This is a genomic window from Blastocatellia bacterium (assembly GCA_035275065.1).
Taxonomy (GTDB): Bacteria; Acidobacteriota; Blastocatellia; order UBA7656; family UBA7656; genus DATENM01.
Window position 1 is genome coordinate 22,108 of record DATENM010000014.1, and the last position, 14,450, is coordinate 36,557.

The 14,450-nt window shown below is 51.2% G+C and carries 14 protein-coding genes; all 14 read right to left on the bottom strand.

The genetic code is table 11. The features are described from left to right. Nucleotides 1–50 precede the first annotated feature (50 nt). Nucleotides 51–674, bottom strand: coding sequence for a glycosyltransferase family 9 protein (locus VJ464_02115; GenBank protein ID HKQ03899.1), 624 nt, complete (start codon nucleotides 672–674; stop codon nucleotides 51–53). A gap of 492 nt (nucleotides 675–1,166) precedes the next feature. Next, on the bottom strand, nucleotides 1,167–2,669 hold the full coding sequence (locus tag VJ464_02120; protein ID HKQ03900.1) for a hypothetical protein: 1,503 nt from the start codon (nucleotides 2,667–2,669) through the stop codon (nucleotides 1,167–1,169). 85 nt (nucleotides 2,670–2,754) lie between these two features. Continuing rightward, nucleotides 2,755–3,927, bottom strand: a complete 1,173-nt coding sequence (locus VJ464_02125) for a glycosyltransferase family 4 protein (protein ID HKQ03901.1) — start codon at nucleotides 3,925–3,927, stop codon at nucleotides 2,755–2,757. Nucleotides 3,928–4,063: 136 nt separating this feature from the next. Beyond that, nucleotides 4,064–4,894 (bottom strand): FkbM family methyltransferase, encoded by an 831-nt coding sequence (locus VJ464_02130; protein HKQ03902.1) that lies wholly within the window; start codon nucleotides 4,892–4,894, stop codon nucleotides 4,064–4,066. 33 nt (nucleotides 4,895–4,927) lie between these two features. After that, nucleotides 4,928–5,857 carry a hypothetical protein gene (locus tag VJ464_02135; GenBank protein HKQ03903.1) on the bottom strand — a complete coding sequence of 310 codons (930 nt, stop codon included), beginning with the start codon at nucleotides 5,855–5,857 and terminating at the stop codon, nucleotides 4,928–4,930. 7 nt (nucleotides 5,858–5,864) lie between these two features. Next, the gene (locus VJ464_02140) at nucleotides 5,865–7,079 is read right to left on the bottom strand and encodes a glycosyltransferase family 4 protein (protein HKQ03904.1); all 1,215 of its coding nucleotides are present in this window, start codon (nucleotides 7,077–7,079) and stop codon (nucleotides 5,865–5,867) included. Then, nucleotides 7,079–7,708, bottom strand: coding sequence for an acyltransferase (locus VJ464_02145; protein ID HKQ03905.1), 630 nt, complete (start codon nucleotides 7,706–7,708; stop codon nucleotides 7,079–7,081). The genes VJ464_02140 and VJ464_02145 overlap by 1 nt, the downstream gene beginning before the upstream one ends. 15 nt (nucleotides 7,709–7,723) lie before the next feature. Then, nucleotides 7,724–8,596, bottom strand: a complete 873-nt coding sequence (locus VJ464_02150) for a glycosyltransferase (GenBank protein ID HKQ03906.1) — start codon at nucleotides 8,594–8,596, stop codon at nucleotides 7,724–7,726. A gap of 12 nt (nucleotides 8,597–8,608) precedes the next feature. Then, nucleotides 8,609–9,553, bottom strand: coding sequence for a glycosyltransferase (locus VJ464_02155; GenBank protein HKQ03907.1), 945 nt, complete (start codon nucleotides 9,551–9,553; stop codon nucleotides 8,609–8,611). Between the two features lie 27 nt (nucleotides 9,554–9,580). Further along, entirely contained in the window at nucleotides 9,581–10,525 is a 945-nt protein-coding gene (locus VJ464_02160) for an FkbM family methyltransferase (GenBank protein ID HKQ03908.1), read from the bottom strand. After that, nucleotides 10,471–11,697: a glycosyltransferase gene (locus VJ464_02165; protein HKQ03909.1), complete on the bottom strand. Its 1,227-nt coding sequence runs from the start codon at nucleotides 11,695–11,697 to the stop codon at nucleotides 10,471–10,473. Before VJ464_02165 ends, VJ464_02160 begins: the two co-directional genes overlap by 55 nt. Before the next feature lie 28 nt (nucleotides 11,698–11,725). After that, nucleotides 11,726–12,694, bottom strand: a complete 969-nt coding sequence (locus VJ464_02170; protein ID HKQ03910.1) for a glycosyl transferase — start codon at nucleotides 12,692–12,694, stop codon at nucleotides 11,726–11,728. A 79-nt stretch (nucleotides 12,695–12,773) separates the two neighbouring features. Beyond that, nucleotides 12,774–13,646: a methyltransferase domain-containing protein gene (locus tag VJ464_02175; protein HKQ03911.1), complete on the bottom strand. Its 873-nt coding sequence runs from the start codon at nucleotides 13,644–13,646 to the stop codon at nucleotides 12,774–12,776. Then, the gene (locus VJ464_02180; GenBank protein HKQ03912.1) at nucleotides 13,643–14,386 is read right to left on the bottom strand and encodes a methyltransferase, TIGR04325 family; all 744 of its coding nucleotides are present in this window, start codon (nucleotides 14,384–14,386) and stop codon (nucleotides 13,643–13,645) included. Before VJ464_02180 ends, VJ464_02175 begins: the two co-directional genes overlap by 4 nt. Between the last annotated feature and the right edge of the window lie 64 nt (nucleotides 14,387–14,450).

Consider the following 14,450-nt stretch of genomic DNA (forward strand, 5'->3'; position numbering starts at 1 on the left):
TTCGCCATCCCTGATGCAAATTTTAAGGATACGACAACCATTTCGGCCTCTCACTGCGGGGCAAAGATGAGGCTCTGGATGGCGTCTATCACCCTGCCTGCACTAATCTCTTTCAAACATCTCATATTCTGCTCGATGCAGACTTCCAGCAGACAGCCGGCGCAGGCTGGTTCGGTACGCAGCACGATATGTTTTGAGCCATATGGGTCCCAGCGGCCAGGATGGTCGCGGGCCGAAAAGATAGCGACGCAGGCGATTCCCGCCGCCGCGGCTAAATGCATGGTTCCCGTATCGTTTCCAACATAAATACGACATCGGCGCAAGGCTTCCGCGGATTCCAGCACGCTCAACTCACCGGCAAGATTCACTACCCTTTCGCCGAGGGCTTGCTGAAGGGCTTGGCCTTGAGCATGGTCTTCAGAGCCGCCGAGAATCATCAGCCGGGATTCCTGATAATTATCAAGAATCCACCTGCCGACTTCGATAAAGTGTTCCAGGGGCCAGCGTTTCGCCGGCATCTTTGACCCTGGCGCAATACCGATGGCCAGGGCGCTATCGGGAATCCCTCTTTCGCTCCAGAGCAAATCGATGCGAGAGCGTTCTTTATCAGAGAGTGGCAATCCAAACTCCGCGGTCCCCGGCTGCGGCACAGCGACCCCGGATTTGCCGACCACCTCTAACAAATAGTCTGCCTCATGTAGATAGGGAATCAAGTTTCCCGAAGCATCCCGACGCCCAAAGTCCCGATACACCCGAGATGTTACCCCGTAGCAATGAGGTATTCCGCAAAGCGCCTGAAAAAAGAAACGGTCTCGGAATGCATGGTTCCAGTGCGGGCCGCGTAAACAAAAGAGCGCTTCAGGGCGACATTGCCGAAGCTGGCGAGCCAGCTTAAACAGAGGCAGCCAGCCATCTAGTCTATCTAATGGGGGAGTGTAAAATATCACCCTGGCAAAGAGGCGGGTCGCCTCTAATACTTCCCAGGAAGAGACGAACCCCTTACCGGGATGCTGATCGGTCAGCAACACCAGCTCGTGATCGGGATAGGCATTACGAATTGCCCGCAGGGCCGGTAGGCTTACCAGTGTGTCCCCAAGCTGACCCGTGCGATGAACAATTACACTTCCGGGTCTCCTTGCTCTCGCCGTCATTGCTGTTTGCTTCGCCTAGCGTCGAAACCTGAGAAGGTGAGAAGAGATGCCAACTGCGCCTGAAAGAGGCCGAGCACCAGACCTTTGATCTTCCACGTCCAGCTTCCGATTGTCCGGCATCTGGGCCAGTTTATTCGCAGGGACAATCCAGCCCGCAGCCCGCCCTAAAGCGAATATGCCGAAAATCAGAACAACGGCGATGGCCATTCCTCCCACATAAAACTCGAAGTTTGGCGGCTGGTTGACGATGGTACTGAAGAAGCTCGTGTAAATCAGGCAGGTGCCAATTTCGTAGCCGCCGAATAAGCGCTCGCAGATGCGGCTGAACAGCATGGCTAGTGCTCCAAAAAAAAGACAGGCCAGGATGACGCCTCCCGCTCCCCAGGAGAGATAAGCATCCTGGTAATAGTTCGACTTGGCAGACACTTGCGCTTGTCTTGAAACAATGCCGGCTTCATAGACGCGCTGCATGGAGATCTTTTCCATGTCAGGTTTATCCGACCAGACAACTCGCGGTACTAAAGCAATCATGGCATCGCTCACAATATCAAATTGGTAATAGGGATGATTGGCGGGAACATATTCAACATAGTTAACAAATTGATTCAAGTCGTTAGCGCGGACCACCATCGCTCCCCAAACCGTCTCGAGGCGCTCGTCCAGTGACATATTCAGCGCGCGCTCCATTGACATCTCGACCGCTCTATCCTGCTCGACGCCTTCGTACCAGAGGAGGGGCCGCAATGCCAGCCCGAAGGGATAAAAGTACAATGCCCAGAAAAGCATAAAAGCAAGACCGCCAATCAGCACCCGTTTCGGCATCAAAGGATAAAGCATGACGGCAAGCGTTATCGTGGTCCAGAGAAGGTTTCCCTTCCACCCGCTCACGGCTTGCTGTAATAGATTAAGACCCAACAGGGCAAGGGCCATGACCAGATTGTTCCGCCGCCGATATCGTATGCAAAGCACGATATCCAACGAGACGGCAGCAATCGAAATCCCAAGAATCTTTTGACTGAGCTGAAATAGCAAGGGGCTGGATGACAGCAGGGTCCCCAGACCCAGACTGATCAATGAAATGATAAGCAAGCTGAAGGGAGGAATAGAGGGAACCACATATTTGGGCTTGTCATAAGCGAACCCAATCAGCTTCATTCCGGCAGTCACACTGGCATGAGCAAGTAACATCAACCGCTGACACTCGGCAATCAGGGATTGATCGATTGTTACCGAATTCGTGCCCGTTCCCCAACTCGTATGTCCGGCGGCATTCACGGCAAAAGCTGCCCCACCCAATACATAGGAAATCACAAATAACAGATGATACATCGATCCGGGGCGCAGTAACCGATGTGTAACAGGTTGGCTTTCATTCGACTGTCTGAACCAATTTGTCTGAGCGATTCCCGCAATGAAAACCGACCCTGCAATAGACAAGGCAATCGAAACTCCCGGACTATCATGCCATAATAATCCAATAAGATATGGTGAAAAGATAATCAGAATTCGAATAACCATTTCTTTCAGAAAAACGCGCCTGCCCAACGATGGACCGGCATCAGGCGATCAATGAAACAGATGGTGGTCAGCAAAGACCGGAAACTTATCTGCTAATAGCGGCAAGTTTTTCTTCGCGGCTTTCCCCGCCTGAGCTTGGAGAGGATTCCAGAACTGCCAAGAACTCCTTCACAAATCGCTCTTTGGAAAACCGCTCCATAATGCGCTGTCTTCCTCTCGCTCCCATAGCGTGGGCCAGGTCAGGATCAGCCAATAATTGTTGGATAGCTTCAGCCAATCTAGTTGGATTTTCCGCGGGCACGAGGATGCCGGTAACCCCATCTTCAACAATCTCAGGCAACCCGCCCCGTTGAGTTGCCACCACTGGTAGACCGAAAGCTGATGCTTCAATCGCTACCATCCCTAAGGGTTCCTCAAATCGGCTCGGCACCACACAAAGATTCAGGCGGCTAAAGATGGCGGGACGATTCTCGATAAAGCCATGCCACTTTACCTGGCCCGCTATTCTCAATCGTGCGGCTCGTTCTCTTAATTGACGCTCATAGCTATCGGCTCCTTTACCAAAAATGTGAAGCTCGACGGACGGCCATTGAGGTGCTAGCAAGGCAAAAGCATCGAGTAAATCCTCATGTCCTTTCCATGCTCCAATCTGACCAGCGATTCCCAGTCTGATGATGCCATTTGATTGTGGCTCAAACTCAACACCGTTCGTTGGATCGCTCAAGCCGTTGTGGATCACCCGAATCTTATGATCGGGAATGCCGATCCACTTCAAAGATTTGCTTACTGCATTTGAAACGGCAACAAAACATTGCAGGCGACGGCCCAGAAACTGAAAGACCGCTCTATAGTGTCGTCGATTGGGAACCACTTCATGCAGCCAGAACAGATCGCGGTTCGGCCTCAACATTGGCCAGAGGAGCAACAGATGATGCCAGTTGGTGTGAATGACCTTTACCGGTTGGACGGTGCGAAGAAAGTTCCGGTAGCCGCGCAGCAGCTTCGGCCACTGCAGCATCTGTTCTCCTGTCATTCGCATACACTCAAGTGTGAGAGTGAGAGAAATAAACCCGATAGGCAAGACATAGAAAGGTAGATTAGCTTCTGTGAGTCGGTGCGGGAAATCCCCATTGTTCCATCGACTTACCACTAGATGGACCCTGTGACCATATTGGGCCAGGCTCTGCGCCAGCTCTAAGGATATGATTTCCTTGCCGGCAACATATCCGGCACCACAAATGATGGCGAAATCACTCATGCCCAAACGTCCGCTGCAACCGGGCCATTCCCTAACAGACCGCACAGCATCAGGCCCGTTGCGTTCAGCTTAGAGATCATAAACCAGTCATTAAAGGGCTGGCAGTAAGCGAATTGCCCCCAGATAAGATCATTGTTTATATCTTACCCTTTATCTGTGCGACCAATTGTGATTCAAATTTGGATCCCCGGCGGAAGGCGACAAAGTTGGCAAACCGCTCAAACTCCCCCCATTTCTCGTAGTCGAAATGCCACAGGGCTCGATGGCGTAACAGGTAACCTTGGTAGCCATTCGACGCCAGCCATTCTAATGCCTGCGCCAGCGTGTACCCTGCCCTGATCCACATCGAATTATATTCAAATTGTATAAGTCCCACGCGCCCTTCAGTGATCATTTTTCGGCCCCCTTGCAATACGGGGAGGTCAAACCCTTCGCAGTCGCACTTTAGAAAATCGATAAAATCACAACCTGACTCTTCGGCAATCATGTCCACCGTCTTAAGATCAACCTCGATGGATGACTGAATTGGATTATTGCGTGGAACAAGAAGGGAAGAGGTTTTCGCGTTACCTGGCATAATAGAAAACCTCGCTTTCCCGCCCGAACTACTCAGCGCAACTGGCAATAGACATAGATTCAAGTTTCCGGCAAAGCGGCACAAAAGAGACTCATAACACCAGGGCACAGGCTCACAGAGCACTCCTCTCACGTCTGCGTTCTCAGACAAAATACATGCGGTCCAGTCACCAACATTAGCGCCGACATCAAGAAACCAATTAACCTCGCGCGCCACCAGTGATACTAACCAATCCTCGCTATTGCCCGTATCGGTAACTTCCGCGTCCTCCCCCAATCTATAACCAATGATGCATTCGCACTGGTTACGGACTTTTAATGCCAGCCAAGCAAGTGGCGCAACATTTCCGGCAGTTCGATGCAGACTGTTCACCCAGCCTTTCAGCACCATGAAAGATCCTTAATCTACTTTAGCAGTAATCCTTTAACCACGCTCCCGGAGCCAGGGCGGCAGACTGACTCCAAGATGATGGGCAACGCGGGGGATGCCCTCTTCGAAGAACAAAAACCGCCGTGGTGTGGTGTAATGTTTCGCAATTACTCCTTGTAACCCCGGTTCCATACCAATTTGATAGCTCTCCGGTAGGAGATGGCACTTACCGTATACTGCTGAATAGACAGCACTGTAAGGCATATCGTCCATTGTCGGTAAACCGAGTTGTGCCGCGCGCTGACCAACATAGGATTGCTGCATGAAATCCAAAACGCGACTAGCCAGCATAGGATCGAAGCATGATCGTGGTATTCTTCCTAATCCGCCATTTAATTGGGGCAAGGTAATCCCGCCAAATCTGTCATTGGCTTCTTCCTGCGTAATATGCAAAGAATAGAAGCAATCTCTCATCCATAGCGCACTATCCGACCCCTCGAACAAATGAGTAGGGCTTGCGAAAAATAAGACATCGGGATCTAGAAAGATGATGAATTTTGAAGCTCCCAGTAGATAAAAGTCGATCCACCTGATGGAAGCAAAAGAATTCCGATTTGTCTCAAGCAAGTTAGGAAAGCCTCTAAGGTGTTTGGCGACCTCCAAGCAGGCTTGTCTCCGGGGAATTACCGTAGCCCCCAGGAAGGTTTCAGAAAATCGTTTGAGAGTGTTGGGAGAACAGCTACCATCGTCATGAATCACAAGCTGGAAAGGTTCGGACACATGGCTTGCAAAGCTCCGAACGGCCCAATGTAACATGAGCGCGTCCCGCTCACACGTCAAGATGTGTACCGCGAAATCACTGTCTTGTGAAATCTGGATTGGTGGCAAATTTAGAATTCTTTTAAATGCAGCATAGCGCTGCAGCAAGGGCCAAGTTCCCTGCCGTATACCTCTCCGCACAAAACGGATAAATTCAGGCTTCATTGATTACTCACATTGAACGTAGCCGCAAACCAACCACGGTAGACAGGGTGCGCTGGATAGAGAAGTCCTGGTGCAAATTACATAAAGGTGGATTCTGCGCCGCTCGTTTTGCAAATCGGTGTACCCCCTCTGCAAGTTCGGCGCATCTTCCTAGTTTGAAAATCTCTGCGCCGACCAATCGCCCCATATCTTCAGCGCAGCCACACGCATCGCTCACGATACACGGCAAACCACTCGCAAGGGCTTCATTAACCACTAGCCCCCATGTCTCTCCATGATCGCTTGGCAGCACGAGGCAGTCGGCCACAACATACGCCTTTGGAATCTCGGTTTGATTGAGGAACCCGGCGAATGAAGCAGGCGGGCATTTGCCGTCCAAAGCCTTCACGCTTGGCTGGTCGCTATCATTTTCTGCGTCGAAGACGACCTGCAACTCACGACGCAAGGCATCGCCAAGTTCACCGCTACCCACAAACAATAGATGGATGTTGGACAATTGGCCGGATTCCCTTAGCTGCCGCGCCGCCGCAACAATGTCTAACGGTCGCTTTTTGGGAATGAATTTGCCGCAGAATAAGACGCAAAATGCATCTTCGGCCACGCCCCATTGTTTACGCAATGCCGCCCGCTGCGGGCGAAGTCTCGCGGCGTGTTGCGCAAAGCGATCATTATCGACAGCGTAGGGAGCCGGATGAAGCCTGTCGGCGGGTACGCCATAATTCTCGTAGAGCCGCCGGTTGGCTCTCCCAATATAAAGGAAGTGATCGACTCGACGAAAGAATTGCCCAAGCAGTAACTGTTTGATGCGGCGCTTCCAGAACGGGGCAGGTGCCAGAGCATTACTTTCAGCACGCAGCCAGACTTCGATGCCAGCTTGTTTAGCCCCCCACACCGCTTGCCAGTAGGCGGCCACCTGCCAGCCCTGAACCCAAAGCGCAGTTACACCGGACGCCTGAATACGCTCGGCTAAAGACTCACGCAAACGGCATTTCCAAAACGATCCAGGGGTTGCTTCGGATGCGGTTTTGAGAAACCTGTGCGGATAACCCTCCAGCATATTGATATCCCAGGCAAACGCTTTTCCAAATTCCCGGTCATGGCTGACATGTAAGGCATGGTCGGTTAAATACCAGACCTCAAAAGGGACACGTCCGTCCCGAGCTAAAGCTTGCCAGAGAGGCACCTGATATTGAATAGGATGGGTAGTCAGAATTGCCAGCATCAATCTGCGCCAATCATATTCAGCGGCGGATCAACAAGGCGTTCAGGGCTCAACATCTTCCTTGTTCCCTTTACCGAATCTAGAAGGCGGGCCGGCGCGCCGACGAGCACCGAATTGTCAGGAAAACTGCGCGTCACGACAGCCCCGGCGCCGACCACGCAACCATCTCCCAATTCCACATCTTTCAAAATCACCGCCTTCGCGCCGATCCAACAGCGATTCCCAATCTTCACCCGCCCGGTTTGCATCGGGGCAGTCTTAGGCGAAATTCCGATACCAAATGAATGATTGCTATCGGTAATATAAACGTCCGGCCCGAACATATTTTCATCGCCAATCTCGACATATCCGCAGGCATCAATCATGAGGTCACGGTTGAAATAATTTCCATTGCCTATGCGAATACGAATACCTTCATAATCTCTATCCTCTGGCCATAGCCAGCAACCTTGTGTAAATGCGTTATAGTTACCGAGACGAATTTGCCGGACGCGACGGCATCGCCCGCCGCCTTCCATTCGATTCCTGATTCCTTGTTGCATTCCCAATAAACGATAAATGCCGAGTCGAATCCGGCTGGTCAAGCCGCGCGGGATTCGGATTAATAACGGTTCTACATTTAACCGCATCGTCAACAATCCCACTTATGCCGTCAACCGGACAAATGCACGTAAGGTTGCCACCTTGACCGGATGACGTGTCTTCCATACCTGCGGAATTGAACCAAAGAAGAGCCTGAATCCTTGCAGGCAGGATTCGGTCAAGCCATTTCGCAGTGAAAATCTCCAGTGACGATAAAGTTTTACAAGCAGCGCCATTGGCAGCAGCATGGCAGGGGTGCGGCGCAATGCCAGTACCAGATCGTTACATACGCCGGAACAATACTGCGCGGGAAAGTCTCGCGCCACCGGCGTTTTGTCGTGCCACACATGCACGCCTGGAAGCTTGACGATTTGATAGCCGGCGTCCAGCAGACGTAAACAAAGGTCTTTTTCTTCACCGCCATAACTGCCGGGTGCAGCCTCGTATCCACCAACCTCGCGGACGGCAGATAAACGTAACACGTGACCGCAGCCAATAAACATCCCTGTTGGATGAGGCTCAGTTCGTCGCGCCGCCTCAGGCCGATCCGGGGAAAGAATATCAAAAGCCACTGCCGCCACTTGGCGATGCTGTTCCAGATAATCAACCGCGATGCAAATCTCATCTCCCTGAAGAAACCAGGCATCGTCGTCTAAGCTAACAAAATAAGCGGCTCCCTCCATCGCCATGAAATAATTGCGCGCTGCCATGTGTCCGCGGTTTTCCTGCCATCGAATCCACTGTACTGTTGAAAAGCGCACCGCCAAATCATTAGTGGCATCCGTGGAAGCATTATCGATGAGGGCTACCTGTAAGTTCGGATACGTTTGCGCCAATGCTGATGCAACTGCTTTAGGTAAAACCTCTGCCCGATTCCATGTCACAATGCCAACCAGCACTGCAGGTATCATCATTTCTGTGTTCCAGTCAGTCATTTCTTATAATCGCTAAACCTTCTGCGCCCTTCGCCGGATTTCCCGAAATCCCAGGATTTTGCCCTTCAAGATTTGCAGTAATTTGCTGCGCGTCGAACGGTCGGTTGCGCACACCAGCAATTGAAACATTTCCCAGAGCAGCAACTTCAAATAAGCAGACGTATGCGTTTGCTCCAAAACCCTTGTCATTACGTAATGCCTGTTGGCCAGCTCCATCGCCGCTAGGGCGCGCACATCCGCTTTGTGTGTTCCAGGTTGGCTGTCGTGAAAAATCCGCGCAGTTCTGACATTTGCAAGTTGCCACTTCTTTCCAACGCGAAGCGAAAGCGTCAAATCTTCCATCATTGAATATCCTGTGAATACTGAATCGAACGGTGGCGCAGGCAAAGCTTCTCGGCGATACATCGTGCAAGTGGTATTCATCCACTCGACGGCAACCACTTCTGGTAAGTCGTCTCGGTCTTCAGGTAATAAGTTGACTGCCGGACCAATGACAAGTCCGGCATAGGTCGTTTCGGCATGGCCACGAAGCACCTGGAATAATGTACGACTCACCCATCCCGGAGGCTGATACCGCTGATTCACAATCATGGCGTTGACCCCGCCTAACCGCGCCTCTGATTGTAGAGATTGCCAAAGCCGGCACACGCATTCCGGCTCAAATAGAATGTCATCATCGAAAAACCAGATCACCGGTTGTGTGGCTATAGGAATACCCTGGTTGCGCTGCGCAGCGGCACCACAAATATCAGCGGGCATCCATCGGATCGAGCATAATGAGCCAAGTCTTTCGGGCAATTCGCCCAGCATATCTCTTGTCTTTGCATCATCCGACGCATCAACGACAATTAACTCAGCCGGGAATAGCTGTTGTTTTTCAAGGGAAGCCAGCGTTTCTCGAAAAACCTCGGGGCGGTTTCTCGTTGGGACAATCGCACTCACTGGCAGCGTATGCATTACTTCCTGCAAGCCTTTGGCAAGACTTTAACTCCGGCTAAGGTCAAGTCGCTGTCTCACTACTTTCAACGCAGTCACCCATCGGGCTGCACAAATTTCAGTCGAGGGAACAGCGAAGAGATTACATACCCATTGAATATCATTGAGCGAAGCAATACTATGCCCTAAAGGCATCTGCTGTTTTTCAAAATCATCCACATAATAAAACTGGTAGTCTGATAGTAATCCGTTAAAAGCCGCAACATCGGCTCCTGTCTCAGCAAGCGTGAGCGGGTTGTATTCAAACATCAAAGCAGGGCGGTCTGTCCGTTTGAGCAGATGCCGGGCACCACGCAAAACTTTGACTTCGCTTCCTTCAACGTCAATTTTCACAAGCGCGGGTACAATTCCCAATGTCATGACAAACTCATCCAATGTGAGACCGGCAGCATACACTAATCGGTCGCCTGCACGGGGATTTATGTTCCCATCGGTTATCTGGGCAAACAACGAATCATGCGGGGAGTAGCTCAGGCGTACAGGGCGCGATTCATCAAGCACGGCTGCCGCAACCACATTCACATTGGCCCCGAGGTGGAGACGTTCGACCGAATGAAGAAGCTTTTGAAAGGTTTGTGGGACCGGCTCGAAAGCATAAATTGCCGGTGATTGATTGGCCAGCATCTGCGCAAGGTGAGTAGACCAAAAACCCACATTGGCTCCCACGTCAAAAACGACCGGTTCATGCTGTGGTTGCAGCCAGGCGGCACAGACTTCCAACTCTGCACGAAACGCCTCGCGATTGTAAAAAGGGTTTTCACCAAGAAAATCCCCAATATGGCAGACAAACCGATGTCCTAAACCACTCGTCGCCACAAATTGTTGTACACCTGCTGCTGCCAGTATGCGAAGCCACGCTTGTCGCAAGATCGTGCTCATCAGGAATTCTGAAGACCTAGCGCCGCAAATAATTGTTGAAAGCGTCGCTTCCATGTGTGGTCGCGTAGTGCGCGGCGGTAACCGGCTTCGCGCAACCTTTCAGCTTCGCCGGGATGCGAAAGATAAAACTTCGCTTTATCAACTAATTCGTCGGAACTGGCATAGGTGTCTATCTCTCTGCCGAGCTCGTAAAACTCGGCGATCTCGTCTGTATATCCTGTTAGATAGCAAGTGCGGCACATGGGAGCCTCGAAGTCACGCAGTCGCACATGAGGGATTAATTGCGCTGCCGGGCGACCGTCGGCCCAGACATTGCTAAAATTCAGAATGACCTCGTACTGCGAAAACGTTTCACTGATATTTCCAGCAACTCCGCGAGCGCTTGGAGCAAGCAGCGAATCTATTCGGCGGGTGTGATGGCGGTAGCGCGCCTGCCGGAAGCTTCTGCCGATTCCGGTCAAGACGCCTTCTCTTTCGATATTCCCAGAGATGGCCTGAGAGTAACTGGCAAGGCTGCCTGGCCTGGGGATTCGGCGGCCCAAGTATTCCTGAGTTTCTTGTGATGCAGGCTTTTGCAACTGATCATTCGACAAGAGCGATTTCCAGCCACTGCCGTATATGTCAACCGGGACCGAATGGGTGACAAGCTTTGCAAGCAGCCGATCTCGATCCGCATAATGCTGTCCCACGAAGCAGGCTCTTGGCTGCCGCCTCTGGTTCGGCATCGGATGATAGACTTCTGGATTGGCTCCCATTTGCACCCATATGGGATTGGCACCGATAGCAAGATAGGCAGGGCGCGCATCGCGTTCGGCGTGCCAGGAAAAATCTACTTTGGCCGCAATAGCAGACACTAGCGCGAACTGATAGATGCTGTTGCAATAAAAGTTGACCGATGGAATGCCAAGCCGGCGCAGTTCATCGAAGCCTTGTGGATCGAAGTGAGAGTTATAGAAGTAACTGAGAAACAGATGTACCGGCCCTTGCTGTTGTGCGGCGCGCACTTCATCGAGGATATGTTCGGTGATGCTAGTCCTGAGATTGATCTCAGCATGTGTGAAGTTATCGGCAACCGCCATGAATCGGCTTGCAGGAAACAGATCTGTCTGTGATTCAATGATCTCATGCCCAAGTTCGCGTAGGGCAGGATAGAAATTCTCACTCCACAATCCACCATAGAAAAATTCCGGATCATTGGAATGCCGAACCGCGCCGAATATACGCATTGCTCAAAGCAACCTTTGATTACTTCTATCAGTTGAATGAAAGCAGAAACCGGCGTGCAAGCACACCCCGATAAGCGGATAGCAGCTTTTCAATGTTTGTACTGGCGGGTCGGTCTATCAATTGCGTTATGTCCACATTATCCTCAGATCTGCCTCGTTGAAGCCCCATCAGCAACTCGGTGTGCCCCATCGCTGTAACGATCAGTTGTTGGGCCTCCTGTAACCTTCTGAGATAAGGTCTGAAGAGTTTCCATTCCATGAACCAGGATACTCGCAAGTTGTAGAATTGCACACAAGGATCAATCACCCCCGGAGCAATCTTTCGCAAGCCCTGGAAGTGATAAAACAGCAAAGGCTGATCATCCACCAAAAGAACGTTAGAGGATGCGTACAGCTTGTAATTGCCCAGATTCCACGCGGCCAGGTTCGCCCCCTTGTGTTCAACCACTTTGAGGCTTGCAAAGAGTTCCGGGAATCGGTCCAGGTATTTCTGGTCTGCGAATCTCTCGCCATCTATATAATCGTGACACCATTCAAGACAGCGCTCACGCCACCACGACAAACACGCAAGGCCCTCGTTATCTCTTCTGAAAGTCAGCCAGCCGACGTTGAAGATACCATTCTGCTCCATCCAACGGTGTTGCTCAGGAAAGCGGTGTTTGATAATCGCAATCGAGTGATTCTGCATCTCCTGGAAAATCGGCTCAGGATCATTAAAAAAGAAAAGGTCTGAGTCGAGATAAGTGATGAGATCAATCGCAGGGTTATGATTGAGAACGAAAAGCGGCAGTGAAGGGGTACAGGTAAAGTAGTATTCGATCTGGCTGCGGTTAGCTTTCGCGGCTAGCAATTCACTGTCGCCCTGCTCAAAATCTTCAAGCTTTATGGGAATGATGTCCGGCCAGGACAATTCCTCAAGCACATGGTAGCATTCGTCACTTAAGCACAAGACCCAGAGCTGCGCCGCTGGACAGTGTTGCTTGAGCGAGCGATACATTGCCAATCCTCGTGGCAAATAATATTGATCGAAGTAAGTACAAAAGTAACGTATCATTGCCCATTTCTCTTGACGGGTTTCATTGACCAACAGTCATCTTTGGTCTGATGGCCTCCATATAGAAAAGGTCTGGTTTTATCACAGTTCCATCCGCCAGCGTGTCGAGATTATAGCTTGTCCAATGGGGGATTTGACTGCTCACCGCGCTTTGATGCAGGGGACTGTGGAAACCGGCTTCTATCAATAATCGAGAAAGAGAATATCGATCATACATCCACTGATGTACCTCGCCGCCGAGTCGGAATCGGCCAATGCGTAAGGCGCGGACCGCATCAGGGCCGGCAAGCAATTCGAGTAACGTATTGCGAATTCTCCTTAAGCCAGTCCGTCCCAATTGGCCAGCAAGCCTTATCATTCCTCGCTTGGACGGCCGCTCGCTCGCTCCCGCTCGTAAGCTTTCCACAATTTCGCGTCCCTCCTGGCCAATGCGCTCATAAACAAACTGCTCGTTAGGTAGCGGATATTGCCTAAAAAAACCGATCATCTCCCCGCCGCTATCTTCGCGAACAGTTTGATCAAACATTTCCAGCATAATCCAGTCGTAATCATGGACAGCTATCGTATCCCCATCCAGCGCAGCCTCCAGCTTCAGAAGATATAACTGACATAGCTTTTCTAAATCCGGGACCGCCACACGGATTATGCCTCCAGGTCTTAAGACCCGAAGGCATTCACGCAGGAAAGTCAGCGCATCACTTCGCCGAAAGTGTTCCAGGACAGCAGAATGATAAATTGCATCGCTACTTGCATCCGCTAGGGGTATGCCACGACTTAAGTCGTGTTTAATAATGCCCGGTGCCTGAGGGGCCGTATCAATATTAATCCATTCTGGATGATAGCGGTGACCGCAGCCGAGATTCACGAGGTGCAAAGATGCCGCCTCGGCGGTCATGATCTTTCCTCCAGGTCGAATATGAATCCCTTAAAGTAGGATTCCTCTTGGGGCTGTGATAGCGACACGTGATCTGCGCCATCGAAATCCGCCACGAGTTTGTAGTTCATTTCATTGCAGAAGGCCACAAACTTTGGCTCATTGAAAAACCAAGCTGGATAGGTCGCTTGATAAATCGACTTCGGGACAGATTGGACGCTGAGCCTCTCCCGGTTCCCCACAAGGAACGCGGTACGGTCAATCACGACATGCGGGATGCGATATGTAAGTAGTTGCCGGAGCATATCGTATGGCGCAGGAAGATACTGTAAGACGCTAGACAGTAGCAACAGATTTGGCCGCTGTGAAGTCAAGCATTCCTCGGCGGTCGGGTAAAAGCGAAGTTCTTCGTTGCTAAATTCGGCCTGCCCACAAGCGACATGATCCGGCTGCTCGACCACGCTCCAACGCATATCTTTTACGGCAGACAAGAATTTACGGCATTGAAAATAAGTGCTTCCCAATGCGCCACCAAAATCCAATACAGAGAGCCTTCCGTCAGCGAGTAGTGCGGCGCGAAGCAAGCCGACGATCAAGGGGAATGGGTACTCGGGTGTTGCCAGCAGGACAGAGTCACGCTCGAATATGGCTTCATCATTTTTCACCTTGGCCATTGCGGCCCGTGTCCGCTTTAGAATCTCTGGAGCAGCATATCCGGTCGAAGCAGATTCAGCCTCTTCCCATAAATCAAACTTTCCCATAAATCGTATAGAATCAGGCTTAGGAGGCGCGGAAATCCTGCGAAGCAAACTAAGCAAAATAGGG